General features: G+C 60.2%; 21 protein-coding genes and 1 pseudogene. 17 read left to right on the plus strand and 5 right to left on the minus strand.

From position 1 onward, the window contains the following. Positions 1–285: 285 nt before the first annotated feature. Complete coding sequence (locus tag EQV90_RS08775) at positions 286–1407, minus strand: polysaccharide deacetylase family protein (protein WP_240877990.1); 1122 nt, start codon at positions 1405–1407, stop codon at positions 286–288. A 210-nt stretch (positions 1408–1617) separates the two neighbouring features. Between EQV90_RS08775 and yaaA the strand changes: the two genes are divergently transcribed. The 15 genes from yaaA to EQV90_RS08850 all read left to right on the plus strand — a co-directional run bounded on the left by yaaA (position 1618) and on the right by EQV90_RS08850 (position 20898). Next, the gene (yaaA, locus tag EQV90_RS08780; protein ID WP_003440096.1) at positions 1618–2397 is read left to right on the plus strand and encodes a peroxide stress protein YaaA; all 780 of its coding nucleotides are present in this window, start codon (positions 1618–1620) and stop codon (positions 2395–2397) included. Between the two features lie 633 nt (positions 2398–3030). Beyond that, positions 3031–4347 carry a nucleotide sugar dehydrogenase gene (locus EQV90_RS08785; protein WP_127196038.1) on the plus strand — a complete coding sequence of 439 codons (1317 nt, stop codon included), beginning with the start codon at positions 3031–3033 and terminating at the stop codon, positions 4345–4347. 72 nt (positions 4348–4419) lie between these two features. Continuing rightward, on the plus strand, positions 4420–5904 hold the full coding sequence (alg8, locus tag EQV90_RS08790; protein ID WP_191985188.1) for a mannuronan synthase: 1485 nt from the start codon (positions 4420–4422) through the stop codon (positions 5902–5904). Between the two features lie 35 nt (positions 5905–5939). Continuing rightward, positions 5940–7109 (plus strand): alginate biosynthesis protein Alg44, encoded by a 1170-nt coding sequence (locus tag EQV90_RS08795; RefSeq protein WP_240877991.1) that lies wholly within the window; start codon positions 5940–5942, stop codon positions 7107–7109. Positions 7110–7111: 2 nt separating this feature from the next. Continuing rightward, complete coding sequence (gene algK / locus EQV90_RS08800) at positions 7112–8593, plus strand: alginate biosynthesis TPR repeat lipoprotein AlgK (RefSeq protein ID WP_240877992.1); 1482 nt, start codon at positions 7112–7114, stop codon at positions 8591–8593. Continuing rightward, positions 8590–10065: an alginate export family protein gene (locus EQV90_RS08805; protein ID WP_010656006.1), complete on the plus strand. Its 1476-nt coding sequence runs from the start codon at positions 8590–8592 to the stop codon at positions 10063–10065. Before algK ends, EQV90_RS08805 begins: the two co-directional genes overlap by 4 nt. Positions 10066–10091: 26 nt before the next feature. After that, positions 10092–11663 carry a mannuronan 5-epimerase AlgG gene (gene algG / locus EQV90_RS08810; RefSeq protein WP_240877993.1) on the plus strand — a complete coding sequence of 524 codons (1572 nt, stop codon included), beginning with the start codon at positions 10092–10094 and terminating at the stop codon, positions 11661–11663. Positions 11664–11674: 11 nt separating this feature from the next. Then, positions 11675–13108: an alginate O-acetyltransferase gene (locus EQV90_RS08815; RefSeq protein ID WP_240877994.1), complete on the plus strand. Its 1434-nt coding sequence runs from the start codon at positions 11675–11677 to the stop codon at positions 13106–13108. Positions 13109–13116: 8 nt separating this feature from the next. After that, positions 13117–14238, plus strand: a complete 1122-nt coding sequence (locus tag EQV90_RS08820) for a mannuronate-specific alginate lyase (RefSeq protein WP_202210995.1) — start codon at positions 13117–13119, stop codon at positions 14236–14238. Between the two features lie 207 nt (positions 14239–14445). Further along, positions 14446–15996 (plus strand): MBOAT family protein, encoded by a 1551-nt coding sequence (locus EQV90_RS08825; RefSeq protein ID WP_240877995.1) that lies wholly within the window; start codon positions 14446–14448, stop codon positions 15994–15996. A gap of 12 nt (positions 15997–16008) precedes the next feature. Then, on the plus strand, positions 16009–17187 hold the full coding sequence (locus EQV90_RS08830) for an alginate O-acetyltransferase (protein WP_240877996.1): 1179 nt from the start codon (positions 16009–16011) through the stop codon (positions 17185–17187). Positions 17188–17218: 31 nt separating this feature from the next. Next, a complete protein-coding gene (locus EQV90_RS08835) occupies positions 17219–17875 on the plus strand; it encodes an alginate O-acetyltransferase AlgF (RefSeq protein ID WP_029612410.1) in 657 nt (218 codons plus the stop codon). A 124-nt stretch (positions 17876–17999) separates the two neighbouring features. Continuing rightward, the gene (locus EQV90_RS08840; RefSeq protein ID WP_003440061.1) at positions 18000–19451 is read left to right on the plus strand and encodes a mannose-1-phosphate guanylyltransferase/mannose-6-phosphate isomerase; all 1452 of its coding nucleotides are present in this window, start codon (positions 18000–18002) and stop codon (positions 19449–19451) included. 153 nt (positions 19452–19604) lie between these two features. After that, on the plus strand, positions 19605–20069 hold the full coding sequence (locus EQV90_RS08845; protein WP_003440059.1) for a hypothetical protein: 465 nt from the start codon (positions 19605–19607) through the stop codon (positions 20067–20069). A 10-nt stretch (positions 20070–20079) separates the two neighbouring features. Next, a complete protein-coding gene (locus EQV90_RS08850; protein ID WP_240877997.1) occupies positions 20080–20898 on the plus strand; it encodes an SDR family oxidoreductase in 819 nt (272 codons plus the stop codon). A 62-nt stretch (positions 20899–20960) separates the two neighbouring features. Here EQV90_RS08850 and EQV90_RS08855 read toward each other — a convergent pair whose 3' ends face one another. After that, a complete protein-coding gene (locus tag EQV90_RS08855) occupies positions 20961–21845 on the minus strand; it encodes a LysR family transcriptional regulator (protein WP_240877998.1) in 885 nt (294 codons plus the stop codon). A 109-nt stretch (positions 21846–21954) separates the two neighbouring features. On the opposite strand from EQV90_RS08855, the gene EQV90_RS08860 reads away from it, so the two are divergent. Both EQV90_RS08860 and EQV90_RS08865 read left to right on the plus strand, forming a co-directional pair. Beyond that, positions 21955–23178 (plus strand): MFS transporter, encoded by a 1224-nt coding sequence (locus tag EQV90_RS08860; protein ID WP_240877999.1) that lies wholly within the window; start codon positions 21955–21957, stop codon positions 23176–23178. Between the two features lie 14 nt (positions 23179–23192). Continuing rightward, positions 23193–23587: pseudogene (locus EQV90_RS08865) on the plus strand (DUF4440 domain-containing protein). 52 nt (positions 23588–23639) lie between these two features. On the opposite strand, the gene EQV90_RS08870 reads toward EQV90_RS08865, so the two are convergent. The 3 genes from EQV90_RS08870 to EQV90_RS08880 are packed head-to-tail and all read right to left on the minus strand — an operon-like array spanning position 23640 to position 26893. Continuing rightward, positions 23640–24506 carry an HlyD family secretion protein gene (locus tag EQV90_RS08870; RefSeq protein ID WP_003440026.1) on the minus strand — a complete coding sequence of 289 codons (867 nt, stop codon included), beginning with the start codon at positions 24504–24506 and terminating at the stop codon, positions 23640–23642. Positions 24507–24516: 10 nt separating this feature from the next. Then, a complete protein-coding gene (locus EQV90_RS08875; protein ID WP_003440024.1) occupies positions 24517–24717 on the minus strand; it encodes a DUF1656 domain-containing protein in 201 nt (66 codons plus the stop codon). Continuing rightward, positions 24707–26893, minus strand: a complete 2187-nt coding sequence (locus EQV90_RS08880) for an FUSC family protein (RefSeq protein WP_003440023.1) — start codon at positions 26891–26893, stop codon at positions 24707–24709. Before EQV90_RS08880 ends, EQV90_RS08875 begins: the two co-directional genes overlap by 11 nt. Positions 26894–26907 lie beyond the last annotated feature (14 nt).

The following is a 26907-nucleotide window of genomic DNA, read 5'->3' on the forward strand; positions in this document are numbered from 1 at the left end:
GTGCTGCGCCTCGAAGTGACTGCCGAACTCATCTGATGCGTTCAGATGAATACCCTTCCCGATGGGTCCTGGAAGACGCCACCTGTGGTGCAGGTTTCGGCGGTCTGTCTTCGTAATACTCCTAAACGTGTGACAAAAAAAAGGATTTTTAACGAATAAGGAATTTATTTTTCAGACTGACGAATAGCCTTGGCGGATGCCCGAAGCGCAGCTAGAGTCAGAGGTCTATATGTAATCTTTTGTTACCCCAGCCCCGCAGGAACGAGCTGTTTGAAAAGCTCGCTCCTACATAGCCTTCGCGCAATCCTCCCAGCCAAGCCCGCTCTGCGCCGTCGCCTTCAATAGCCAGGGCACTGCACTGCGCACCTTGTCCTGGGTATCGTGAAAGACAATAACCCCATGGCGCCACAGCAGCATCAGGCTCAACACCCGTTGCGCCGACTGTTCGGCGGTCAGGCTGGCAGCCAGGTCCCGGGAATCAATGTCCCATAGCGCCACTTTCAAGCCTTGTGCCCCAAAGAACCCGGCGCTGTCCGCCCGACGCTGCCCATAAGGCGGACGAAACAGGGGAACGTAGTTCTGCGGCACCACTTGCCTGACCAACGCCACACTGCGCAAGATCGAACCCTGCCAGTCTTGCCAATGGCTATGGGAACGATACTCCCAGCCCTGCACGCCCACGCATTGCCCCTTGTACAGCGCTTGCACTGCCGCTTCCGAGCTTTTATCGAGTCGCCCTTGCAGACCGTTGCCCAAGACAAAGAAAGTGGCACTGATGGACTGCTTGCGCAGATAGTCGGTCAACCAGTCCGTGTTGCCCGGCAACTGTGTCGGACCGCTGTCAAAGGTCAGCATGAACAGCCGGTCATTCATCTCGTCGCCGTTGAATTCCTGATCGCCAAACAGACCTATTTCGCTGCTGATTTGCGGGAACAGTGCCGCCAGGCGCAATTGCTCATCCAGATAGCGCCGGTGAAACTCGCGACTCGGCCCGGCCCAGGCGGCATAAAACGAATCATCGGCGACTTCGAACTTGCCGGCCTGCTCACGCAAACTGGCCATGTCGTCGATGTAATAACAAAACGATGCGTCCTGGTCGCAGCTTTGCTGGGCAAAATCATAATTGGCCAGCAGCCGCAGCCACATCCTGCGCCGAACGCCATCAATCTCGTCGATGTTGATGATTTTCAGATTCAGGCGCTGCTTCAGGGCGTCGTCATCAAGTGCCTCGCTGGTCAGCAATTCACGGGCGAAGGTCAGGATTTCGGCACGCGAGGCCACATCGAACAAAGCCGGGCTGAGCAATTGTTCGGGCCAGGTGCTGCGGTCCAGCGTCGCGGGTTCATTGGTTGCGGCGACAGCCCCCGAACCCAGCAGCCAGGCGCAGAAAAAAAGAGCAATGCGCACGGATCAGTTCCCCTTTAAATAACTGCCAGCACTATAACCGCACCGTAGTCCCTGACGAGGCACGAGGTTGCGAAAGGATTTGCTGAGGCTGCTTCGGCCCTTGTTGCAACCTCGTACCTTGTCAGCGACGAGGGCTTTCTATCACCACCATAGGTGGAGTCAAAACCCGCCAGCGCCTAGAATCGCCCGACGCTAAAAGGAGACGACCCCATGCTGATGGTGATTTCACCCGCCAAAACCCTCGATTACCAGACGCCGCCGGCCACTGCGCGGTTCACTCTGCCGCAATACCTGGACCACTCCCAGGAGTTGATCGAGCAATTGCGCGAGCTGAGCCCGCAACAGATTGGCGAACTGATGCATCTATCCGACAAGCTGTCGGGCCTCAACGCCGCCCGTTTCGGTAGCTGGACACCGGCCTTCACCCCGGAAAACGCCAAGCAGGCGCTGCTGGCCTTCAAGGGCGACGTGTACACAGGCCTCAACGCCGTGGACTTCAGTGAAGCCGACTTTGACTACGCCCAGACTCATCTGCGCATGCTCTCGGGCCTGTACGGCCTGCTGCGCCCACTGGACCTGATGATGCCGTACCGCCTGGAAATGGGCACCAAGCTGGCCAATGCCCGGGGCAAGGATCTTTACGCGTTCTGGGGCACGCGCATCAGTGAATGGCTGAACGAGGCTCTGGCCGAACAGGGCGATGACGTGCTGCTCAACCTGGCGTCCAACGAGTACTTCTCGGCGGTCAAAAAACCGGCCCTGAACGCGCGCATCATCAACACCGAATTCAAGGACCTGAAAAACGGTCAGCACAAAATCATCAGCTTCTATGCGAAAAAAGCCCGGGGCATGATGAGCCGCTTTGTGATCAAGGAGCGGATCAATAACCCGGAACTGCTCAAGCAGTTCGATGAGCAGGGCTATCGCTACAGTGCCGAGCAGTCAAAACCTGACCTGCTGGTCTTCTTGCGTGATCACGCCCCCGAGTAACCCCCGCCCTTATGACGCAGCTCTGCCCCACAGAGCATGCGTCGCGCTGTAAAAATCCTGTCTCTGTGCTCCATGAACTTAAATTCACTCGACAACGGTGAATTTTTTTCGTAATGGCACCCTGTTTTTTGTCCGGTAATGGCACTTAACTATTAGCCACAACTAACTACCCGTAATTAAAGGGCCAAACCTCAAGTGCCATCAATATGAGACCAGTGCCATCTTTTTCGTAAATGTTCATATTCCGAGAAAACGCGATCAACGGATTGGAACTATGTCCATAAGCGCCGCTCAGAGAACCCGTAACATTTATTACAAGGATTGTAGGATATGACTTACAACCAAGGCTCCAACTTCGAAGGTATATACGACTGAAGTAAGCGTGATAAAAATGAGCGTCACCCCTCATCACGAGCGGCATTAAATCGTTTAAAAACCAACGATTTACAGACGATAATCGACAATAAACGGCTGCCCCCTTCACCCGGCACGCCTTGCAGTAAATCATCAGTTGACTGCCATTCGCACAACTTAAAAAAGTTTGAACATTAACAATGCCGATTCCTGGCGTTGCGGACTTTATTCGCCGTAATTCCTGGCTCGCCCACACTTTAGATGACAGAGGTATACGCGATGCGCATTAGCATATTTGGTTTGGGTTACGTCGGTGCCGTGTGCGCCGGTTGCCTCTCTGCACGTGGCCACGAAGTTATCGGAGTGGATATTTCCCAGGATAAAATCGACCTGATCAACCTCGGCAAGTCGCCCATCGTTGAACCCGGCCTGGGCGAACTGCTGGCCCGGGGCATCCGGACCGGCCGCCTGCGCGGTACTACCCATTTTGCCTCGGCGATTCGTGAAAGCGATCTGTCGATGATTTGCGTCGGCACGCCGAGCAAGAAAAACGGCGACCTGGAACTCAACTACATCGAAGCGGTGTGCCGTGAAATCGGCGCGGTGCTGCGTGACAAAACCTCGCGCCATACCATCGTGGTACGCAGCACCGTATTGCCGGGCACCGTGAAAAATGTCGTGATCCCGATCCTTGAGCAATGCTCGGGCAAAAAAGCCGGTATCGACTTCGGGGTCGCAGTAAACCCTGAGTTCCTGCGTGAAAGCACCGCCATCGCCGACTACGACCAGCCACCAATGACCGTGATCGGCGAACTCGACACCGCCTCCGGGGATGTGCTGCAGGCACTGTACGAAGAACTCGACGCGCCGATTATCCGCAAGGACATCGAAGTGGCCGAGATGATCAAGTACACCTGCAACGTGTGGCACGCCACCAAAGTGACCTTCGCCAACGAAATCGGCAACATCGCCAAAGCAGTCGGCGTGGATGGCCGCGAAGTGATGGACGTGGTGTGCCAGGACAAAACCCTCAACCTCTCGCAGTACTACATGCGCCCCGGCTTTGCCTTCGGCGGCTCGTGCCTGCCCAAGGATGTCCGTGCACTGACCTTCCGTGCCGGCTCCCTGGACGTTGCAGCACCGTTGCTCAACTCACTGATGCGCAGCAACGAATCACAAGTACAGAACGCCTTCGACATCGTCGCCAGCCACGACAAACGCAAAGTCGCCCTGCTCGGTCTGAGCTTCAAGGCCGGTACCGATGACCTGCGTGAAAGCCCGCTGGTTGAACTGGCCGAAATGCTGATCGGCAAGGGGTTCGAGTTGAGCATCTACGACACCAACGTCGAATACGCCCGTGTTCATGGTTCGAACAAAGACTACATCGAATCGAAAATCCCCCACGTCTCGTCCCTGCTCAACTCGGACTTTGACGCAGTGATCAACAACAGCGACCTGATCATCCTGGGTAACCGCGACGAAAAATTCCGCGCCCTGGCGCAAAACGCCCCCCACGGCAAACAAGTGATCGACCTGGTGGGCTTCATGTCCAGGGCCACCAGCGTAACCGGCCGCACTGAAGGCATCTGCTGGTAACAAACCGATATCCCCCCGCAGGAGCGAGCTTGCTCGCTCCTGCGGGGCCGCGCAGAACCCAAACGGATACTGATCATGCCCAGGCTTAAAAACGGCCTTCTCCAGGCCGCCGGTTGGCTGTTTTACCTGACACTGTTGATGGGGCTCGCCCTGGCGCTGCCGACATCGATCTTCGACGCCGAGTCGAAAAACTTTATTTTCCTGATTGGCGCCGTGGGTATCTGGCGCTACTCAATGGGTGCCACGCACTTCCTGCGCGGCATGCTGTTTTTATATGTGGTGTACCCGCACCTGCGGCGCAAAGTGCGCAAGCTGGGCACGTCTGCCGACCCCTCCCACGTGTTCCTGATGGTCACCAGTTTTCGCATCGACGCCCTGACCACCGCCCAGGTGTACAGCTCGGTGATTCGTGAAGCGATCGACTGCGGCCTGCCCACCACCATCGTCTGCTCGCTGGTCGAGCTATCCGATGAGTTGCTGGTCAAAAGCATGTGGCAACGCCTCAACCCGCCAGCCCGGGTCAAACTGGACTTCGTACGCATCGCCGGCACCGGCAAGCGCGATGGCCTGGCCTTTGGTTTTCGCGCCATCTCCCGCCATCTGCCGGATGACCGCGCAGTGGTTGCAGTGATTGACGGCGACACCGTGCTCGCCCCCGGCGTAGTACGCAAAACCGTGCCCTGGTTTCAACTGTTCGGCAATGTCGGCGGCCTCACCACCAACGAATTCTGTGAAGTGCGCGGCGGCTACATCATGAGCGAATGGCACAAGCTGCGCTTCGCCCAGCGCCATATCAACATGTGCTCCATGGCCCTGTCCAAGCGCGTACTGACCATGACCGGGCGCATGTCGGTATTCCGCGCCAATGTGGTCACCGACCCGGCCTTTATCGCCGATGTGGAAAGCGACTCGCTGCAGCACTGGCGCCTGGGCCGCTTCAAGTTTTTGACCGGCGATGACAAGTCCAGCTGGTTCAGCCTGATGCGCCTGGGTTACGACACCTTCTACGTGCCGGACGCCGCCATCTACACCGTGGAACACCCGCCGGAAAAAAGCTTTATCAAGGCCAGCCGCAAACTGATGTTTCGCTGGTACGGCAACAACCTGCGCCAGAACGCCCGGGCCCTGGGCCTGGGGGTCAAACGCCTGGGCCTGTTCACCAGCCTGGTGCTGTTCGACCAGCGGGTATCGATGTGGACCTCTTTGCTGGGCCTGACCGCCGCGCTGATCGCCACGGCCCGATACGGCATCAGTTTCCTCATCGCCTACCTGCTGTGGATCGGTTTCACCCGCCTGATTCTGACCCTGTTACTCGCCTGCTCCGGGCACCGGATCGGCCCGGCCTACCCGCTGATTCTTTATTACAACCAGATCGTTGGCGCCCTGGTGAAGATCTACGTGTTCTTCCGCCTCGACCAGCAATCCTGGACCCGTCAGGACACCAAATTGACCCGTGATCTGGCCAGCTTTCAACGTTGGTTCAACACCTGGTCGTCCCGGACCATGACCTTCTCCGCCGGCAGCATCTTCGTCGCCGTGCTGTTGCTGATGGTCTGAACCGCTTCGATCGAATTAACCAGGAACAAGACCTTATGAACACTCAAGTAAACGCCAACGTTGTCCACGAATCTGAAGCCCAGCGTCAGCATGCGCGGGTCAAAATCCCGGCCAGGCTGCACTTTTCCGGCGCCGATCGTACGCCGATGGAGGTCAAGCTGATTGACCTCTCGGCCGGGGGCCTGAGCTTCAACGCCGCCAACCAGACCTTCAAGGCCGGCGACATGATCAAGGGGCGCTTACAGTTTGTGATCGACAACCTGGGCCTGACGATGGACGTCGACCTGCTGGTGCGCAACGCAGACCGCCAGACCGGTCGCGTCGGCTGCCAGTTCCAGAACCTCGACCTGCAAGACATTGCCACCTTGCGCCACCTCATCACCTCGCACCTGAGCGGCGACATCGTGACCATGGGCGAAGTCCTGGCCACCCTGCAGCGCGACAACTTCACCAAGGCGCGCAAGGTCAAGGACGGTGGCAGCGGCATGAGCCCATTCGGGCGGTTCAAAGCCGTCACCTTCAGCGCCGGGATTTTTGTCGTCGGCCTGCTGGCCTTCGGCTTCGTGGCCAAATCGGTCTACGGCCTGTACTTCGTCACCCACGCCCAGTCGGCACTGGTCAGCGTGCAGGGCCTGAACATCACCATGCCCCGCGACGGCACCGTGCAAAGCCTGATCAAGGATGACCAGCTGGCGGCCAACGGCGCGCCCCTGGCCACCTTCAGCACCAGCATGCTCGATGTGCTCAAGGGCCATCTGGACGAAAACCAGCTACAACCCGAAAACATCGAAACCCTGTTCGGCAAGCAAATGACCGGCACCCTGACCTCGCCTTGTGACTGCGTGGTTGCCGAGCAACTGGTCGCCAACGGCCAGTACGCCAGCAAGGGCGACGTGATTTTCAAACTGGTACCGCGCAACAGTGAAGCCGACGTGGCAGCACGCTTCAGCTATCGCCAGTTTGGCAACGTACTGCCCGGCACCCGGGTCAACTTCCAGGTGGCCGGTGAAGACGCCGTGCGCAGCGGCAAGATCATCAGCAGCACCAGCCTGGACAGCGACAACCTGTCCTCGGACATCCGCGTGCAAATCAAGCCGGACGCCCCGCTCGACAGCGCCCTCACCGGCCGCCCGGTTGAAGTCAGCAGCGACCGGGGGCCGTCGCTGAACTGGCTGATCGACAAAGCCATGGCCGCGGGTCTTTAACCATGACAAACCCTACCCCCAATCAGCTGTGGGAGCTGGCTTGCCAGCGATTGCATCCCCCCGGTGTTGCAGGCCAACCCCATGGACCGTATTGCTGGCAAGCCAGCTCCCACAAGATTACCGCGCTATGTCTGCTGGCCATCGCCCTGGCCGGCTGTTCCGGCCTGCCCGATCAACGCCTGGCCAATGAAGCGCTCAAGCGCGGCGATATCGCCACCGCGCAACAGAACTACCAAGTGCTGGCAGACCTGGGCTACACCGAGGCCCAGGTTGGCCTGGCCGATATCTGGATGCAAAGCCGCGACGCCGGGCAATTGAAAAAAGCCGAAGCCACCTACCGGGCAGCGGCGAAAACTTCGCCCCGGGCCAAGGCGCGCCTGGGTCGCTTGCTGGCAGCCAAGCCAGGCGCCAGCGAAGCCGAACTGCACGAAGCGCAAACCTTGCTCAAGCAAGCCTTTGCCAGCGGCGACGCCAGCAGCCTCACGCCTTTGGCCATGCTGTATTTGCAGCACCCGCAGAGCTTCCCCGAGGTCAACCCGCAACAACAAATCAGCCAGTGGCTCGCGGCCGGCTATCCCCAGGCGGGCCTGGCACAAATTGCCCTCTATCGCATCCAGGACACCTACGACCAGCATCTGGATCAAGTCGAATCCATCTGCAAGCAGGCGCTGGCCAGCAATGACAGCTGCTACGTCGAGCTGGCCACGGTTTATCAGAAACAAGGCAAAACCGAGCAACAGGCACACCTGCTCAAGCAACTGCAAAACGCTTACAGCCGTGGCACGGCATCAGCCCAGCGGATCGACGGGGTCGCCCGGGTGCTGACCGCCTTCGGCACTCCCGACCCGGACACGGCCAAGTCGTTGCTGGAGAACATCGCACCGGTTTACCCGGCGTCCTGGGTCAGCCTCGCGCAACTGCTCTACGACTTCCCGGAACAAGGCGATGTCGCGCAATTGCAGGAGTACCTGGACAACGGCCGGGCCGCAGACCAGCCGCGAGCCGAACTGTTGCTGGGCAAGCTGTACTACGACGGCAAGTGGCTGACCCCGGACGCGGCAAAAGCCGAGGCGCATTTCCTGCAGGCAGTGGATAAAGAAGTGGCCGCCGATTACTACCTGGGGCAGATCTACCGCCGGGGCTACCTGGGCCAGGTCTACCCGCAAAAAGCCCTCGATCATTTGCTCAAGGCCGCCCGCAACGGCCAGAACAGCGCCGACTTCGCCATCGCCCAGCTGTTCTCCCAAGGCAAGGGCACCCGCCCCAACCTACTCAATGCCTATGTATTCAGCCAGTTGGCCTTAGTCCAGGACACCCCGCAGGGCAACGAACTGGCCGCGCAACTCGACGAGCAGTTACCCGTAGAGCAGCGCGCACAAGCCCGACGCCTGCTGCAAAAAGAACAAGCGCTGCGTGCCAGCCTGAGCCAGAACGCCCTGGCCGTGCAGTCGCTGGAACAAGAAAACGGCGAGGAAGCCCTATGACCCTGAATCCCTTTGTGAAAGCCGGCATTGGTCTGTCTTTCGCCCTGCTGTGGTCGTGTCCGACCCTGGCCGCCCTGACCGACGAGCAGAATTTCGGGCTGGACCTGAAAGTCACCGCCCAGTCCGAAGACGACCGCGACCTGGGCACCCGCGAGGGAGGCGACGTCAACGGCGTGGGTCTGGACCTGCGCCCCTGGGTATATGGCGAGCGCGGTAACTGGAGCGCCTACGCCATGGGCCAGGCCGTGACCTCCAGCGACATTATTGAAACCGATACCCTGCAGCAGTCCGATCAAGAGCAATCGAGCAGCGGCAATGACGCGCGCCAACCGGACAAAAGCTATCTGGCTTTGCGCGAATTCTGGATCGGCTACAAAGGCTTCACCGCTTACCCCGGCGAGCAGCTCAAACTCGGACGCCAGCGCCTGCACAACGATGACGGCATGTGGCGCGATACCAATATCGAAGCCCTGAACTGGACCTTCGACACCACCCTGCTCAAGGCCAACCTCGGTGCTGCCCAGCGCTTCAGCGAGTACCGCACCGACCTCAGCGAACTGGCCCCGGACGATCAGGACCGGTTGCACCTGTACGGCGACATTTCGGCGCAATGGCAGCCCGGCCAATGGGTCGGCGTCCGCGCCCACCACAGCCACGACGACGGCAAGCTCAAACACGAAGGCGCAGAAGTCGACGCCCTGGATAAAACCCGTAACGGCGACCTGACCTGGCTCGGTATCGAGGCCAACAGCGACGCCTACAACTACCGCAACAGCAACACCGTCAATTACTGGGCCAGCGTCACCGGCATGACCGGCAAGCGCGACACCCTGGCCACCTCGACGGTCGACGGGCGCACCCTCGCCGGCGCCAAAACCAGTGACGACGTCGACGGCTGGGCCACCGACCTGGGGGTACGTTTGCGCCTTGATCCGAACTGGCAAGTGGGCGCTGCCTACTCCCGGGCCAGCGCCGACTACCAGCAGACCGGGCTTGAGAGCAACCGCTCCAGCTTCACCGGCACCCGCTCGCGGGTCCACCGTTTCGGCGAAGCCTTCCGTGGCGAGATGCAGAACATCCAGAGCGCCAGCCTGTTCACCTCGTGGCAGTTGCGCGAGGACTACGACGCCAGCCTGGTCTATCACAAGTTCTGGCGCGTCGACGCCAGCAAACCGGTGGGCAGCAACGGTATCAATGCCGTAGAAAACAGCGAAGACCCCACCAGCGGCCTGCTCTCCAGCACCTCGCTGCCGCTGGTCGACGGCAAAAACGACCTCGGTCAGGAAATGGATCTGGTGGTCACCAAGTACTTCAAACAAGGCCTGCTGCCGGCCGCCCTCAGCCAGTCCATCGATGAACCTTCGGCGCTGGTGCGCTTTCGCGGCGGTGTATTCAAGCCCGGCGATGCCTACGGCAAAAGCGTCGACTCATACATGCACCGCGCGTTTGTCGACGTGATCTGGCGCTTCTGATGACCACGCCAACGGGAGTGCGAGAGATGAACCATCCTGCCAATAAAGGCGCAATCAGCCTGCTGGCCGGCGCCCTGCTGCTGGCAAGTTCAGTCGCCTTTGGCAATGTCGAGCCACTGCGCCCAGGCCTGGCCAAAGAGCTGCAACAGGCCAGGACCTATACCGTGCGTACTGCCCCCAGTGCGCCGCTGGAAATAGCCAAACCGGCACTGCCCGACATCAGCGGCTACACCGCCGAAGCAGTTGCGGCCAAGATAGTGCGCAGCACCGCCGGCAAGGTCAGCGTGCGCCGCATGATGCAGGAAAACGCCCTCAAGGATTTCATCGGCGGCGACAACAAGATGGCCGAATGGGTGGTGCGCCAGGGCGGTATCCCCCAGGCAATTTTCATCGACGACGGCTATGTAAACCTCAAGGATCTGGCCCGCCGCCTGCCGAAAAAATACTTCAGCGAAACCGCACCGGGGGTGTACCTGGCACGCTTGCCGATCGTGGTCGGGCACAAGGGCATTCTGGACATCGACAGCAGCACCAGGGAGCTGCGCCTGTCCGAAGAAGCCGGTGCGTTCATGGTCAACGACGGCCAGCTGTTCGTACGCGACACCAAGGTTACCGGCTGGCGCGAAAAGGCCAACGGCCCGGCGACCTTCCGTGATGCCAAAGAGTTTCGCCCGTTCCTGCTGGCCTGGGGTGCCACCGAGACTTATATCGTCAACAGCACAATGGCCAGCTTCGGCTACGCCAACAGCAAGTCGTACGGGGTGAGTATTTCCCAGTACACACCCAACATGGCCAAGGTGGTCAAGCGCTATGAGCCCACCGGCTGGATCCTGGGCTCCGAATTCTCGGACATGTGGTACGGCTTCTACTGCTATGAAACCCGCGACTTTGTAGTCAAGGGCAACACCTACCGCGACAACATCGTCTACGGCATCGACCCCCATGACCGTTCCCGCGGGCTGATCATCGCCGACAACGATGTATTCGGGACCCAGCGCAAGCACGGGATCATCATTTCCCGCGAGGTGAACGACAGCTTCATCTTCAACAACCGCAGCCATGACAACAAGTTGTCGGGCCTGGTGATCGACCGCAACAGTTCCAACAACCTGATTGCCGACAACCAGATTTTCCAGAACCACACCGACGGCATCACCCTGTACGAGAGCGGCGACAACCTGCTGTGGGGCAACAAGGTGATCAACAACCGTCGCCACGGAATCCGGGTGCGCAACAGCGTGAATATCCGGCTGTACGAAAACATCGCCCTGGCCAACGGCCTGACCGGCATCTACGGCCACATCAAGGATTTGACCGATACCGATCGCGATATCGACCTCGACCCGTTCGACACCCAGGTGTCACTGATCCTGGTGGGCGGCGAGCTGGCCGGTAACGGCAGCGGCCCGCTGAGTATCGACTCGCCCCTGAGCATCGAGCTGTATCGGGTATCGATGCTGGCCCCGAGCAAATCCAGCGGCATCAGCTTCAACGGCATTCTGGGTGAGCGTCAGAGCGAGATTCTCGACCTGCTGGTGCGCCAGCAAAAAGCCGTGCTGATCGACCCCGTTGAACGCCAGACCGAAATGCGCGACTGAGGATGACTGTTATGCCCCCCAAAATGATCAAATTTCTAAGCTTGTCGGGCCTGACCGCCGCCATCCTCGCTGTCAGTGCCGGCGTGCAGGCAGATGAGATTCAAGCCCCGGCGTTCAACGCAGAACCCTGCTGCAACCTGTGCCCCCAAGCCCACGATGCGAAAAACTACACCACCCGCTACCAGCAAAACTTCACCACCCTGGTGCAGGCTGAAGGCGACTGGCTGTTCCGCACCCAGGAAGACCTGCGCACCGAATTCGATACCACCCCTGCCGGCTACCGACGCATGCAGCAACTGCACGATGCGTTCAAAAGCAAAGGTGTGGAACTGGTGATGGTGTATCAACCGACCCGCGGGCTGGTCAACCGCAACAAACTGATGCCTGCCGAGCGTGACCGCTACGACTACGACAAGGCCCTGAAAAACTACCAGGCCATGCTCGGGCGCTTCGCCAAAATGGGCTACCACGTGCCTGACCTGTCGCCTTTGACCAACGAAAAACAGGCCCACGATTTCTACTTCCGCGGCGACCAGCACTGGACACCCTACGGCGCCGAACGCACCGCCAGAATCGTTGCCGACACGGTGAAAAAAATCCCCGCTTTCGCCGATATTCCCCGGCGCGAATTCGAAACCAGAATCTCCGGGCGCATGGGCAAGACCGGCACCCTGCACAACATGGCCGGCCAGTTATGCGGCACCAGCTATGCCGTGCAGTACATGGACCAGTTCAGCACCGAGCCCAGGGGCGAAGCCGCTGACGGCGACCTGTTCGGTGATTCGGGCAACCCGCAGATCACCCTGGTGGGTACCAGCCACAGCGGTAAGAACTACAACTTCTCGGGCTTTCTGGAGCAGTACATCGGTGCCGACGTGCTCAACGTCGCCTTCCCCGGTGGCGGCCTTGAAGGCTCGATGCTGCAGTACCTGGGCAGCGAAGAATTCCAGAAAACCCCGCCCAAGGTGCTGATCTGGGAGTTCTCGCCGCTGTATCGCCTCGATCAGGAGGTCACCTACCGGCAAATGCTGGCCCTGCTCGACAACGGTTGCCAAGGCAAGCCCGCGCTCCTGAGCAACAGCACCACGCTCAAGCCCGGCGCGAACCAGATGCTGGTCAATAGCCGCAACCTGGACCTGCGCAACGCCAATCACCAAATCGACATCCGCTTCGCCGATCCGTCGGTGAAAACCTTGCAAGCCACCCTCTGGTACATGAACGGACGCCACGAGAATCTGAAAATCGACAAGCCGACCACTTCCGACACCGACGGGCGTTTCGCCTTCGAGCTGCGCACTGACGAAGACTGGGCCAGCCAGAACTTGCTGGCCATTGAAATCGAGGGCCCGCAAGCCGGGGCCGAGCCGCAGAAAGTCGAGGCCCGACTCTGCAAACGCAACGTATTCCCCTCCCCTGCGCATCCCGACGCGCAGGCCGGACGATGAGGTATCTGATGCCAACTGCACCGATCACACTACGTTCATTACTGACCCCCGCCCTTCTCGGGCTGGCGATGTTTGCCAGCACCGCCAACGCCGCCGGAGCACTGCGCCCGCCCCAGGGTTATTACGCCCCGGTGGAAGCCTTTAAAACCGGCGATTTCAAAAACGACTGCGGGACCATGCCGCAGCCGTATACCGGCAAGCTGGAATTTCGCAGCAAATACGAAGGCTCGGACAAGGCCCGCTCGACACTTAATGTCGACTCGGAAAAAGCCTTCCGCGACGCCACCTCCGGCATCACCACCCTGGAACGCAGTACCAGTAAAAAGGTGATGCAGTTCATGCGTGACGGTCGCCCGCAACAGCTTGAATGCACGCTGAACTGGCTCACTGCCTGGGCCGAGGCCGATGCGCTGATGAGCAAAGACTTCAATCACACCGGCAAGTCGATGCGCAAATGGGCGCTGGGCAGCATGGCCTCGTCTTATATCCGCCTGAAATTCTCCAGTTCGCAGCCCCTGGCCCGGCATCCACAGCAGGCGCAGGTGATCGAGGCCTGGTTCAGCAAAATGGCGGATCAGGTGGTCAGCGACTGGGACAACCTGCCGCTGGAAAAAACCAATAACCACTCGTACTGGTCGGCCTGGTCAGTGATGGCCACCGCCATCGCCACCAACCGTCGCGACCTGTTCGACTGGTCGGTGAAAGAGTTCAGGGTCGGCGCCAGTCAAGTCGACGCCCAGGGCTTTTTGCCCAACGAACTCAAGCGCCAGCAACGCGCCCTGGCCTATCACAACTACGCCCTGCCGCCCCTGTCGATGATCGCCAGCTTTGCCCTGGTCAATGGCGTGGACCTGCGCAACGAAAACAACGGCGCCCTGAAACGCTTGGGCGAGCGCGTGCTCAGCGGGGTCAAGAACCCGGATGAGTTCGAACAAAAGAACGGCAAGAAGCAGGACATGACCGACTTGAAAGTCGACGCCAAATTCGCCTGGCTCGAACCGTTCTGCACCCTCTACACCTGCACCCCGCAGGTGATTGAAATGAAACGCGGCATGCAACCGTTCAAGACCTTTCGCCTGGGTGGTGACTTGACCAGGGTCTACGACCCGGCCCACGAAAAAGGCAAATAGCCCACCACCCTGAACCTTCTGTAGGAGCGAGCTTGCTCGCGAGCTCTTCGAGATCAAAAGGTCAAAAGATCGCGAGCAAGCTCGCTCCTACAGAGGGGAAAAGGGAAAACGCGAAGAAGGGATTGCATCGATTTACCCCCCCGAGTTTTTCATGGGGGGTTTGGGGGGGCCTGGCCCTTTACTGTTGGTCAACACGGAGAAGTCAGGATGGTTTTTTCATCCAATGTGTTCCTGTTTATGTTCTTGCCAGTATTTCTGGCGCTGTATTACTTGAGCGGGCAACGCTATCGCAATCTGCTGCTGCTGCTCGCCAGCTATGGGTTCTACGCCTGGTGGCGGGTGGATTTCCTGGCACTGTTTATCGCCGTCACCCTCTGGAACTACTGGATCGGCCTCAAAGTCGGGGCCGCCGGGGTGCGCACCAAACCTGCCCAGCGCTGGCTGTTGCTCGGGGTAGTGGTCGACCTGGCGATTCTGGGCTACTTCAAGTACGCCAACTTTGGCGTCGACAGCATCAACGCCATGATGAGTTCGGTCGGCCTCGACCCGTTTATCCTGACCAACGTACTGCTGCCCATAGGGATCTCGTTCTACATCTTCGAGTCCATCAGCTACATCATCGACGTGTACCGCGGTGACACCCCCGCTACCCGCAACCTCATCGACTTTGCCGCCTTTGTGGCGATCTTCCCGCACCTGATTGCCGGTCCCGTGCTGCGCTTTCGCGACCTGGCCGACCAGTTCAACAACCGCACCCACACTCTGGATAAATTCAGCGAGGGCGCCACGCGGTTCATGCAGGGCTTTATCAAGAAGGTGTTCATCGCCGACACCCTGGCAGTGGTCGCCGATCACTGTTTTGCCCTGCAGGACCCGACCACCGGTGATGCCTGGCTCGGCGCGCTAGCGTACACCGCGCAACTGTACTTCGACTTCTCCGGTTACAGCGACATGGCGATCGGCCTGGGCTTGATGATGGGTTTCCGTTTTATGGAAAACTTCAAGCAGCCCTACATCAGCCAGTCGATCACCGAGTTCTGGCGCCGCTGGCACATCAGCCTGTCCACCTGGCTGCGTGATTACCTGTACATCACCCTGGGCGGCAATCGCAAAGGCACGCTGACCACCTACCGCAACCTGTTCCTGACCATGCTGCTCGGCGGTTTGTGGCACGGCGCCAACATCACCTACATCCTGTGGGGGGCCTGGCACGGGCTGTGGCTGGCGCTGGAAAAAGCCCTGGGCCTGAACACCAATCCCCGGGCCCTGAACCCGATCCGCTGGATACTGACCTTCTTCATCGTGGTGCTGGGCTGGGTGATTTTCCGCTCCGAAAACCTGCACGTCGCCGCTCGCATGTATGGCGCCATGTTCAGCTTCGGCCAGTGGTCACTGTCGGAACTCAACAGCGCCAACCTCACCGGCCTGCAGGTTGCCACCCTGATCGTTGCCTACCTGACCCTGGCCTTTTTCGGCCTGCGCGACCTGTACAACACGCCAAAAACAGCCGGTAAAACAGACGCCGACGGCCCTGCCACCGCGCAACCGGGCCTGATCAAGGCCGTCCCCGGCGATGTGCCGGGCAGCCTGCACCTGCCCGGTTATACCCAGGGCACCGAGGCCACTGTGCAACCGCCGTACTGGGTCGCTGACTGGCCGCGCTACGCCATGCGCAGCCTGATCGTGCTGCTGTTCATCGCCTCGATTCTCAAACTTTCGGCGCAAAGCTTTTCGCCGTTCCTCTACTTCCAGTTCTAAGGGGAGCCGACCATGAACCGGACTTTACGCATCCTCTACGTCACCTTCTTCTGCGGCCTGCTGGTGGGCCTGGGGCTGCTGGCCACGCGCAGCTTCATCGGTTTCAACACCACCGACAAAGACACCGTACTCAACGGTCGCTGGAGCAAAGCCGTCGAAACCCGTTACGACGATGAATTCCCGATCAAGCGTCTGGGCACCAACCTCTGGGCAGCACTGGATTTCACCCTGTTCAACGAAGGTCGCCCCGGCGTAGTGCTGGGCCGCGATCAATGGCTGTACAGCGACGAGGAGTTCAAGCCGTGGCCCGATGCCGAGCAGCACGTGGCAGACAACTATGCCCTGGTTGAGGGCGTGCGCCGGACCCTCGAGGAACGCGGGATCAAACTGGTAATGGCCGTGGTGCCGACCAAGGTGCGCCTGTATCCCGAACATATGGGTGAGCAGCGCCCGGCCGCCATTTATGCCGATCTGTACCGTGACTTCCATGCCCGCCTGGCCGCCAGCAAGGTGCTGGCGCCAGACCTGCTGGGCCCGCTGCAACAGGCCAAGCAGGCCGGGGCCCAGGTGTTCTTGCGTACCGACACGCACTGGACGCCGGACGGCGCACTGATTGCGGCCCAACAACTGGGGGCTTCGATTGCCGAGCAATTCCCCCTCAGCGGCAGCCCGCAACAGTTTGTGACCCAGGCGCAAAAAGTTGTGCAACACAACGGCGACCTGGAGCGGTTCCTGCCACTGGACCCGTTGTTCAGCAACCTGCTGCCGCCGTCCGAACCCCTGGAAAAACGCAGTACCCGCCCCGCCGAATCGGCTGCTGACAGCGAAGATTCATTGTTCACCGACAGCGAAGTGCCGGTGACGCTGGTGGGTACCAGCTACAGCGCCAACCCCAACTGGAACTTTGTCGGCGCCCTGAAACAGGCGCTGCGCAGTGATGTGATCAATGACTCCACAGACGGCCACGGGCCGATCCTGCCGATGCTCGCTTACCTGCAGAGCGATGGGTTCAAAAACAGCCCGCCCCAGGTGCTGATCTGGGAATTCCCCGAGCGTTACCTGCCGGTGGACAACGAGATTGGCGACGCCGACCCGCAGTGGGTCGCGAGTCTGAAACAGGCCTCCGGCCGCCAACCGCAAGTCGCACAGAACACTGCTGAATCCGAGACGCCCGACCGGGCGCAAAACTGAAAGAGAGGTACTACTGATGTCATTCAAAGCCATGCCGTTTACACCTGCTCCACGTCGTCTCGCCAAATCCCTCGCGCTGGTTGCGGGCATGAGCCTGCTCTCAATGCAAGCCTTGGCCGGCGGTGATGCCGCCCTCTACGGCCCGGTTGCGCCGAAGGGCTCGAGCTTTGTGCGTATTTTCAACGCCAGCCCCCAGCAAGTCAGTGCCTCCGTGGGCAACACCGCCCTCGACGACGTGCCCGCCCAGGGCAGCAGCGAGTTCAGCTTTATGCCCCAGGGTGATTACAGCGCCAAAGTCGGCAGTCAGAACCTGTCGGTGCAACTGGCCGCCGATCACTATTACACCCTGGTCAACAGCGCCAGCGGCCAGCCGCAATTGATTGAAGAACCACCGTTCAAGAACAAACAGAAGTCCCTGGTGCGGGTGCAGAACCTCACCGATAAAACCCTGACCCTGAAAACCGCAGACGGCAAGACCGAGGTGGTCAAGGCCGTGGCCGCCAAGGGCCGGGGCGAACGCGAGATCAACCCGGTCAAGGTCAGCTTTGCGCTGTTCGATGGCGAGCAAAAAATCACCGATCTCAAGCCTGTAGCCCTGGAACGCGGTGAAGCCGCCGTGCTGTACGTCATCGGCAGCGGCGCCAGCGTCTCGCCGACCTGGGTAAAGCGCCCGGTTTCGACCCGCTAAAAGCCTTCCCTTGTCTGTAGGAGTGAGCTTGTTCGCGATCTTTTGATGTTGTTTCAACAATCAAAAAATCGCGAGGCAAGCTCGCTCCTACGGGGAAAACCTATTTCAGATTTGGAGAGACAACATGATTCCGGTAATTCTTTCTGGTGGTAGCGGTTCGCGTCTGTGGCCTTTGTCGCGCAAGCAGTTTCCCAAGCAGTTTCTGGCCCTGACCGGCGAGCAGACCCTGTTCCAGCAAACCCTCGAACGCCTGGTATTCGAAGGCATGCAGGCGCCGATCGTGGTGTGCAACAAAGACCACCGTTTTATCGTCAATGAGCAATTGGCCAACCGCAGGCTCGAGACCCAGCGCATCCTCATGGAACCTTTCGGGCGCAACACCGCGCCTGCCGTGGCGTTGACGGCGATGATGCTGATCAATGAAGGCCGCGACGAGTTGATGCTGGTACTGCCCGCCGACCACGTACTGGAAGACCAGAAAGCCCTGCAACGGGCGCTGGCCCTGGCCACCGTGGCCGCCGAGCGCGGCGAAATGGTGTTGTTCGGCGTGCCGGCCCTCAAGCCCGAAACCGGCTATGGCTATATCAAGTCCGCAGCCGACGGCTTACTGCCCGAAGGCGTCAGCCGGGTCGCATCCTTCGTCGAAAAACCTGATGCCAAACGCGCTGCCGAGTTTGTCAAAAGCGGCGGCTATTTCTGGAACAGCGGCATGTTTCTGTTCCGCGCCAGCCGCTTTCTCGAAGAGCTCAAACAGCATGAGCCGGATATCTATGACACCTGTGTGCTGACCCTGGAGCGCAGCCAGCAGGATGTCGACACCATCGACATCGACGACGCCACCTTCGCCTGCTGCCCGGACAACTCCATCGACTATGCCGTGATGGAAAAAACCCTGCGCGCCTGTGTTGTCCCGCTGACCGCAGGCTGGAGTGACGTGGGCTGCTGGTCATCGCTGTGGGACGTCAATGAAAAAGACGTCAACGGCAACGTCTGCAAGGGCGATGTGGTCATTCAGGACAGTACCAACTGCATGATCCACGGCAACGGCAAACTGGTATCGGTGATCGGTCTGGACAGCATTGTGGTGGTGGAAACCAAGGACGCAATGATGATCGCCCACAAGGACAAGGTTCAGGGGGTCAAACAGATGGTCAACACTCTGAACAAACAAGGCCGCAGCGAAACCCAGAACCATTGCGAGGTCTATCGTCCGTGGGGCTCATATGACTCGGTGGACATGGGCGGGCGGTTCCAGGTCAAACATATTTCGGTCAAGCCCGGCGCCTGCCTGTCGCTGCAAATGCACCACCACCGCGCCGAGCACTGGATCGTGGTTTCGGGCACGGCAGAGGTGACCTGCGACGAGAACGTGTTCCTGCTCACCGAAAACCAGTCGACCTATATCCCGATTGCCTCGGTCCACCGCCTGCGCAACCCGGGGAAAATCGCCCTGGAAATCATCGAAGTGCAGTCCGGCAGCTATCTGGGCGAAGACGACATCGAGCGCTTTGAAGATGTATACGGACGCTCGACGCCAGTGGGCCGTGGCGTGTCGATCAAGACCATCGCCCAGTAGTCGCTGCCGCAGACCCTTGCTTTCGGCTCTGCGGCGAACAAAAGACCTCGCAGCCTGCGGCAGCGATTACAAGTGCCGCAGAGCGGCATCGTGCTTGATGCCGCGCGCTTCACCCCTCATGCTGACAGCTCATCTTCAGTCAAGGCGAGCGTCATGCTTATCGGCGTTTTACTGATCTTCACCTGGCTCATCCTGCTGCTGCGCTATCCGTCCAAGGCCTTGCCGGTGTCGCTGGCGGCAGTGATCGGCCTGGGTCTGGTGGCAGCCTCAGTGGCGTGGCTGGACAACCGCGAAGCCCGGCAACTGGCACGGCTTGAGCTGCGCATTACTTATGCACCCGGCGAATGCCCGGCTGATCGCCCCCTCTCTGTTACCCTGCGCAATGGCAATGACGTACCGCTGATCGAGCTGAGCTGGCGTATCGCGGCCTATGCTCCGGGCGATACCGTCAACCTCGCCGACAACCTCTACACTGCCCCGCGCTATCGCGGACCCGGCGAGCTGCAAGGCGCTGCGAGCTGGCATGACTGTTTGCCCATGCCGACCTTGCGCGCCGGCTATCGCCCGCAGACCCTGGAATTTCGCGCAGAGCGCCTGCAAGGCAGCTTTTCCAACTAAGGATTTTTTGATGCCCCGTGTCTTGATCACCGGTTGTTCCAGTGGCATTGGCCGCGCGCTGGCCGATGTCTTCCACAAGGCCGGCCATGAGGTCTGGGCCTGTGCCCGCAAACCGCAAGATGTGACCCGACTGGCCACGGCCGGGTTTAACGCGGTGCAACTGGATGTGAATGATCCGCCAGCGCTGGCGCTCCTGGCCGAACGTCTGGCCGATGACGGTCTGGACATGCTGATCAACAACGCCGGTTATGGCGCCATGGGTCCGGTGCTCGATGCCGGCGTCGAGGGCATGCAGCGCCAGTTTGAAACCAATGTTTTTTCCGTGGTCGGCGTCACCCGTGCCCTGTTTCCGGCATTGCGCCGCAACAACGGACTGGTGGTGAACATAGGCAGCGTTTCCGGGGTGCTGGTCACTCCGTTTGCCGGAGCCTACTGCGCCTCGAAAGCCGCCGTGCACGCCCTGAGCGATGCCCTGCGCATGGAACTGGCACCCTTTGGCATTCGCGTGCTGGAAGTACAGCCCGGCGCCATCGATACCTCGTTCGCCAGCAATGCCTGCGCCGAGGCTGAAGTGCTGATTGCCCAGGATTCGCCCTGGTGGCCGATGCGTGAAGGTATCCGCGCTCGCGCCAGGGCTTCACAAGACAAGCCGACGCCGGTGGCAGCGCTTGCCGAAGCGGTGTTCAACGCCACGCAAAAAACCAGGCCGCCGGCGCTATTGCGTTACGGCAATGGCAGCCGTGCCCTGCCGCTGCTGGCCGCGTTGCTGCCGGGCTGCCTGCTGCAAAAAATCCTCATGAAGCGGTTCGGGTTAAATACCGGGAACTGAAGAACTGTCACCTGTAGGAGCGAGCTTTAGAGGCTCGCGAGCAAGCTCGCGCCTGCCGTTTTTTAGCTCTGGTGCTTCATGAAATCGATAAACACCCGCACTTTGAGCGGCAGATGGCGGGTATCGGGATACAGGGCGTACACCCCCTGGCGGGTCAGTTGCCATTCAGGCAGCAGGTGAATCAGGCGGCCGGTGCGCAAGTCGTCTTCGATCAGCCAGTCGGGCAGGATCGCCACGCCCTGCCCGGTCAGGGCAAAGGCGCGTAACACCGAGGAATTGTCGGCCTTGATCCGCGCCCTGGCGGGGTTGGGTTGATAGGCCTGAGTCGCTGCATGGCCGACATGGCTGATACTCAACTCCCCGACCCGCCCGTGCTCCAGCCACGGGGTCTGCTCAAGGGCATGCACGGAGTCGATGGGCGCCACGCTGGCGACAAATGCCGGTGAGGCCACGGGCAGAATAGCGAAAGTACTCAATTGCACGGCCCGATGGCTGGAGTCCACCACCCGGCCGAGCCGCAGGGCCACGTCAAAACGCTCGGAGATCAAGTCTGCGTGGGTCGATGAAGTGGACAACTGCACCTTGAGATCGCGGTGCAGGTCGCGAAACAGCTCCAGCGCCGGCACCACCTTGGCCAGTGCATATTCCACAGTGGTGGTAATGCGTAATGTGCCCTTGAGCTCGGTGTGTTCGCTGCGGGCTTCGTCTATCGCCAGTTGCGCGGCTTCCAGCATGCTCAGGCAGTGCAGATAAAAACGCTCGCCGGCCTCGGTCAGCGCCAGCCGCCGGGTGTTGCGCGTGAGCAGGGTCACCCCCAGCTCGGCCTCCAGCCGCTTGATATTAAAGCTCACCACCGCGCGGGTCTGGCCCAGCAAATCGGCGGAGGCGGTCAGGGAGCCGGCTTCGACCACAGCTTTGAAGGTGTCGAATCGATCGAGGCTGACCATGCTGAATACCGTCCATTGTCAAAATAATTTTGACAATCTAGCAGCCCGGACGCCGTTCCTCCAATCGCAAAAGCAGCCTACTGTGCCCGGCGCAATCAAGGAGCCGGTCATGGCCTATCGCAACAAAATCGCCCTGGTGTATTTACTGGGCTTCGCACTGGATCTGCTGAACATGTTCGCCGCCGCCATTGCCTACCCCGACATCAGCCAGCAACTGCAGGCTTCGGTCAGCCAGCTGGGCTGGGTCGGCAATGCCTACATGCTCGGCCTGACCCTGGTCATCATCCCCGGCGTGTGGCTGGCGGCAGTGTTTGGCGAAAAGCGCCTGATCATGGCCTCGCTCTTGCTGTTCAGCCTGGCGTCATGGGGCGTGGCGCAGGCAGGCTCGATTGAGGCGCTGATTGGCTGGCGCCTGCTGCAGGGGCTGGGCGGCGGGTTATTGATTCCGGTCGGCCAGGCCATGGTCTATCGGCATTTCCCCGTACGCGAACGGGCTCGCCTGACCTCGGTGATTTTGCTGGTGGCGTTGTTGGTGCCCGCGCTGTCGCCGACCCTGGGTGGGCGGATCGTGGAGGCATGGTCATGGCGCTGGGTGTTTTATGCCAACTTGCCGCTGGCGTTACTGGCGCTGTTGCTGGCCGGCTGCTGCCTCAAATCAGAGTCGCCCCCGACCCCACGCCCGACGCTGAATTACCACAGCCTGGCAACCGGAGCCCGGAGCATGGGGGGCTTGCTGAAAAGCCCGTTGTTGCGGGTGGCGATGCTCACTTATCTGTTCATCCCCGGGATTTTCATCGGCACCCAGCTGGTGAGTATTTTGTATTTTCACCAATCGGGTTTAAGCCCCGCGCAGACCGGGGCCCTGATGCTGCCGTGGGCACTGGCCTCGGCCCTGGGCATTAGCCTGAGCCGCTATCAATTCAATCACCTCGGGCCAAAACCCCTGCTCCTGCTGGGCATGACTGCCCAGGCAGCGGGTATTGCGCTGTTGATCCAGGTGGATGCATCAAGCACATGGCAGACGATGGCGCTGTACGGACTCATGGGCTTTGGCGGCAGCCTGTGCAGCAGTACCGCGCAAAACACCGCGTTTATTGATGTCAGTGCCCAGCGCATGGGCCATGCCAGCGCACTGTGGAATATCAACCGGCAGTTGAGTTTTCTGCTCGGCCCGGCGTTGATGATGGGCCTGTTCGCGGCTTTGACCGCGCTCACCTCGACGCCCCGCGCCTTTGCCCTATGCTTTGCCATCGGCGCCGCGTTGACCCTGTTGCCGCTGTTTGCAGTGTTACGCCTCAATACCCCACGCGTGCTGGCGTTGCTGGCACCCTGACCGAAGAGAAATTGATGACTGACTATTCGCGCTACTTCGACCTTGTAACCGAAACCCACGTCGAGATTGAAGGCTGGTTTTCCGGACTTGAGCCTGGGGTGCTGCCCACCTTGCTCGGGCGTTTTCAGAGCAGTTTTCGATGATCACGCCCAGCGGCAAAGAGCTGGATGCGAACGCTGTAGAGGCGCTGTTTGAACAGCTGCGCGGTGCCCGTCCGGGGCTGAAGATCACCCTGAGTGACTTCAAGGGCATCGCCCTGTATGGGGACGGCGCGGTGGTCAGCTACCGCGAGTTGCAAGAGGAACACAACGGCAACCGTACCGATCGACGCGCCACCGTGGTGTTTGAAAAGGACGCCAGTGCCAAGGTGCTGTGGCGCCATTTGCATGAGACCTTCAGCGCGGATTGATACCCCGGGCAGGCCCTGTGGGAGCTGGCAAGCCAGCTCCCACAAAAAAGCATTATTGCGCTGCTGCATCCTGCTGCACGATCACCGTGCAGGTGGTGCCCGCTGCCAGCAGGAAGCCGTCGGGGATTTCGTCGATGTGGATCCGCACCGGTACCCGCTGCGCCAGGCGCACCCAGTTGAATGTAGGGTTAACGTCGGCCACCAGCTCCCGGCTCTCGGGGTTGTCGCGGTCGTAGATGCCCCGGGAAATGCTTTCAACATGGCCCTTCAATACTTCGCCGCTCATCATCTGCAGGTCGGCTTTGTCGCCCACGCGAATGTGCGGCAGTTTGGTTTCTTCGAAGAAGCCATAAACCCAGAACGAGTCCATGTCGATCACCGCCATTTTCGGATCGCCGACCCGTGCATAGTCACCGCGATGCACATTGAGGTTGGTCACGTAACCGTCCACCGTAGCCAGTACCTTGGTCCGCTTGAGGTCCAGTTGCGCCGCGTCCAGCTGGGCCAGGGCGTGTTGGTAATCGGCCAGGGCCGAGTCGGCGATGTTGCTGGCGTCGTCGCGGTTCTCGCGGGAGATCACCATGCTGTCCATGTCTGCCCGGCGATGGGCATTGACCTTGCGCATCTCCCAGGTGGCCTTGCGGGACGCCACCAGCGATTGCGCCTGCTTGACCATGATCTGGTAGTGCTCGGGGTCGATTTCCAGCAGAACGTCGCCCTTTTTCACCAACTGGTTGTCCTTGACCGGTACCCCGACCACATAGCCGTTAACGTCGGCAGCAACGTTGATAATGTCGGCCCGCACCCGACCATCACGGGTCCAGGGGGTATTCATGTAATGCTCCCAGAGGGTGCGGCCGATCCATATGGCAAGGGCCAGAACCAGCAAGGTGGCAAGCAGGCTGAAAAACTTTTTCATCGGATCGGTCTCAACGGTATACAGTGAGCGCCATGGCGCCAAAAAGACAAGCAAACAGGCTCAGGCGCAGCAGCGCCGGGTGCCAGAAGAAGCGGTACAGGTCGTAACCGGAAATCAGTCGGTCAAAGCCCCATGCCAACCCCGCCGCGATAAAAAACATCAGGGTCATACTGGGCATGTAGACGCCGTGGAAGGCGATTTCACGAGGCATGTTCAGTTCCTTGCGGCCGGGCGTAGGCCGCCAGCGGCGATTGCGGATCAAGCAGAGAGGTACGGATAAAGTGCAGGTAGCTCTGCACCCGGACCAGCGCCGAGGTATCAAAGTTACGGGCGAACGGTTCATCGGTGGCCTGAACCCGGCCGATGGCGTGATCAACCGCAATCAGTGCACGTTCAAGGTTGCTGTTACTGGGCGCGATGAACAGACGCACCAGCGCCCGGCCCATCACCCGGATGGCCTGCCGCCATGGCTGAGACTCGGCGTAGGCCGGATGCACAGGCAGAATTGCCTGCTCCTTGCGCAACTCGATGATCGCGTGGCCGACTTCCAGCACCACAAACATCCAGCGCAACAATTGGCGCTGCACCTTGGGCTGACCGGCAGCCAGACCATAGGCCTGGTGCATCAGGTCGCGGGTACGGCTTTCCAGGCTGGAACCCAGACCGCGCAACTTGCCGCTGATGGCGTACACCACCTGCTCGCGCAGGTCCTGCTCCAGACGGCTCCATAACCAGCGGCTGTTGGGCGGCAGAATGATCGCCCCCGCTGCCGCGCAGACCAGCATGCCCAGCACCATCGCGATGTAGTCATTGATGAACTGGTACGGGTTGTAGATCGTCAGGTTGTCCGGAACCGAGCCGGTACTGAAAAAGATCAGCAAGCCCAGGCCAACCCCGGCGTATTTGGCCCGCGAGGTGAGGAACGAGCCAAATATGATCACCGGCGCCAGTACCAGGCACAACAGCGGGAAACCGTCGATGCGGGGCAGCACGAAGAACATTTCGACAAAGCCCACCAACGCACCGATAAAGGTGCCGCAGGCCATCTGGAACGCCATGCGTTTGGGGTTGGGGGTGGCTGCGGACAACCCCACGGTAGCAGCGGCAATCAGGGTCATGGTGGCGCCGCTGGGCCAGGCCGTCATCACCCAGTAGGTGCCGAGCACCACCAGAATGAACGCTGCCCGAATCCCCGAGGCGGCCGCCGACCACCAGTTGGTTTGCGAGATGAAGGGTTGATCCCAACGCTCCCGCTCGTGGGTGTGATCAACCAGCGAGGCGTGGGTCTGTGCGTAGTTGTGCAGGTCGTCAACAAAGCGGAACAACAGTTCATAGGCCGTGTTGAAATCCAGGAAATCCGAAGGGCCCGGATCGGTTTCAAGGAAGCTCACCCGCAGTGCACGCACATGCCCCGGCAGGCCGGCCTTGAATGTCTCCAGCTGCTCGGCCAGCAGCACCGCGTCCTTGTCCGTCAACGAGCGCCCGGCGTAGGTTTCGAGCAACTGCGCGAGCAATTCCAGTTCCGGCTCGATGGCCGATACCACCTGCACCACACCGCGGCTACGAAGACGCGCAAGCAATTGGTGCAGAGCATTGAAGCGGGTGGTGATGGCCATGAACTCACTGTTCAAACGACTCAAACGGCCACTGCGACGACGCATGTGCGGGTCTTCAAACACCGTTACGCTGCGCATGCCTTCCAGGCCAACACTCTCGGCGATAAAACGCACGTTGCTGGCTTCATACTCCTCTTGCGAGGACTGCCCCCGCAGGCCTTCAGCCACAAAACCGGCGAAGACCCCAAAGCGTTTGTACAGCGCGTCATGCATGGCCGCGCCTGCGGTCTTGGGCAAGATCGCAGCACTGACCACCGTAGAACAGAGGATGCCCAGGGAGATTTCCAGCACTCGCCAGACCGCGGCCATAAAGGCGCCATCGGGATGGGCCAGTGCGGGCAGGCCGACCATCGCTGCGGTGTAACCGGCCAGGACAAAACCATAGGCCCGGAAGTTACGGCAACGGGCCGCGCCGGCCGAGCAGATGCCGACCCAGATCGCCAGCGAGCCAAGGAACAACACGGTGTTCTGAGCGAACAAAGCGATCAGCGCGACCATCACCGCCGAGCCGGTCAGGGTGCCCAAAAACCGGTAAAAACTTTTGGCGAACACCTGGCCACTTTGCGGTTGCATCACGATAAATACGGTGATCATCGCGGTGCGTGGCTGTGGCAGCTCAAGGCGCATGGCCAGCCACAGGGTCAAAAAGGCCGCGACCAATACTTTGAAAATGTGCACCCAGGTCACGCCATCGCTGCGCGCCCAGTCATAGAAGCCACGGCGCCATTCCAGGGAATACAGCCAGCGTACCGGGGCGGGCAAGTGGTTCATTTACAGGCTCTCGG

This window comes from Pseudomonas sp. TMW22089 (genome assembly GCF_022496645.1).
Classification (GTDB): Bacteria; Pseudomonadota; Gammaproteobacteria; order Pseudomonadales; family Pseudomonadaceae; genus Aquipseudomonas; species Aquipseudomonas paraversuta.

Coding starts and splice junctions, on each gene's coding strand:
- yaaA (WP_003440096.1), top strand. CDS start 1,618: ATGCTGATGGTGATTTCACCCGCCAAAACCCTCGATTACCAGACGCCG.
- EQV90_RS08785 (WP_127196038.1), top strand. CDS start 3,031: ATGCGCATTAGCATATTTGGTTTGGGTTACGTCGGTGCCGTGTGCGCC.
- EQV90_RS08795 (WP_240877991.1), top strand. CDS start 5,940: ATGAACACTCAAGTAAACGCCAACGTTGTCCACGAATCTGAAGCCCAG.
- algK (WP_240877992.1), top strand. CDS start 7,112: ATGACAAACCCTACCCCCAATCAGCTGTGGGAGCTGGCTTGCCAGCGA.
- EQV90_RS08805 (WP_010656006.1), top strand. CDS start 8,590: ATGACCCTGAATCCCTTTGTGAAAGCCGGCATTGGTCTGTCTTTCGCC.
- algG (WP_240877993.1), top strand. CDS start 10,092: ATGAACCATCCTGCCAATAAAGGCGCAATCAGCCTGCTGGCCGGCGCC.
- EQV90_RS08815 (WP_240877994.1), top strand. CDS start 11,675: ATGCCCCCCAAAATGATCAAATTTCTAAGCTTGTCGGGCCTGACCGCC.
- EQV90_RS08820 (WP_202210995.1), top strand. CDS start 13,117: ATGCCAACTGCACCGATCACACTACGTTCATTACTGACCCCCGCCCTT.
- EQV90_RS08825 (WP_240877995.1), top strand. CDS start 14,446: ATGGTTTTTTCATCCAATGTGTTCCTGTTTATGTTCTTGCCAGTATTT.
- EQV90_RS08830 (WP_240877996.1), top strand. CDS start 16,009: ATGAACCGGACTTTACGCATCCTCTACGTCACCTTCTTCTGCGGCCTG.
- EQV90_RS08835 (WP_029612410.1), top strand. CDS start 17,219: ATGCCGTTTACACCTGCTCCACGTCGTCTCGCCAAATCCCTCGCGCTG.
- EQV90_RS08840 (WP_003440061.1), top strand. CDS start 18,000: ATGATTCCGGTAATTCTTTCTGGTGGTAGCGGTTCGCGTCTGTGGCCT.
- EQV90_RS08845 (WP_003440059.1), top strand. CDS start 19,605: ATGCTTATCGGCGTTTTACTGATCTTCACCTGGCTCATCCTGCTGCTG.
- EQV90_RS08850 (WP_240877997.1), top strand. CDS start 20,080: ATGCCCCGTGTCTTGATCACCGGTTGTTCCAGTGGCATTGGCCGCGCG.
- EQV90_RS08855 (WP_240877998.1), bottom strand. CDS start 21,845: ATGGTCAGCCTCGATCGATTCGACACCTTCAAAGCTGTGGTCGAAGCC.
- EQV90_RS08860 (WP_240877999.1), top strand. CDS start 21,955: ATGGCCTATCGCAACAAAATCGCCCTGGTGTATTTACTGGGCTTCGCA.
- EQV90_RS08870 (WP_003440026.1), bottom strand. CDS start 24,506: ATGAAAAAGTTTTTCAGCCTGCTTGCCACCTTGCTGGTTCTGGCCCTT.
- EQV90_RS08875 (WP_003440024.1), bottom strand. CDS start 24,717: ATGCCTCGTGAAATCGCCTTCCACGGCGTCTACATGCCCAGTATGACC.
- EQV90_RS08880 (WP_003440023.1), bottom strand. CDS start 26,893: ATGAACCACTTGCCCGCCCCGGTACGCTGGCTGTATTCCCTGGAATGG.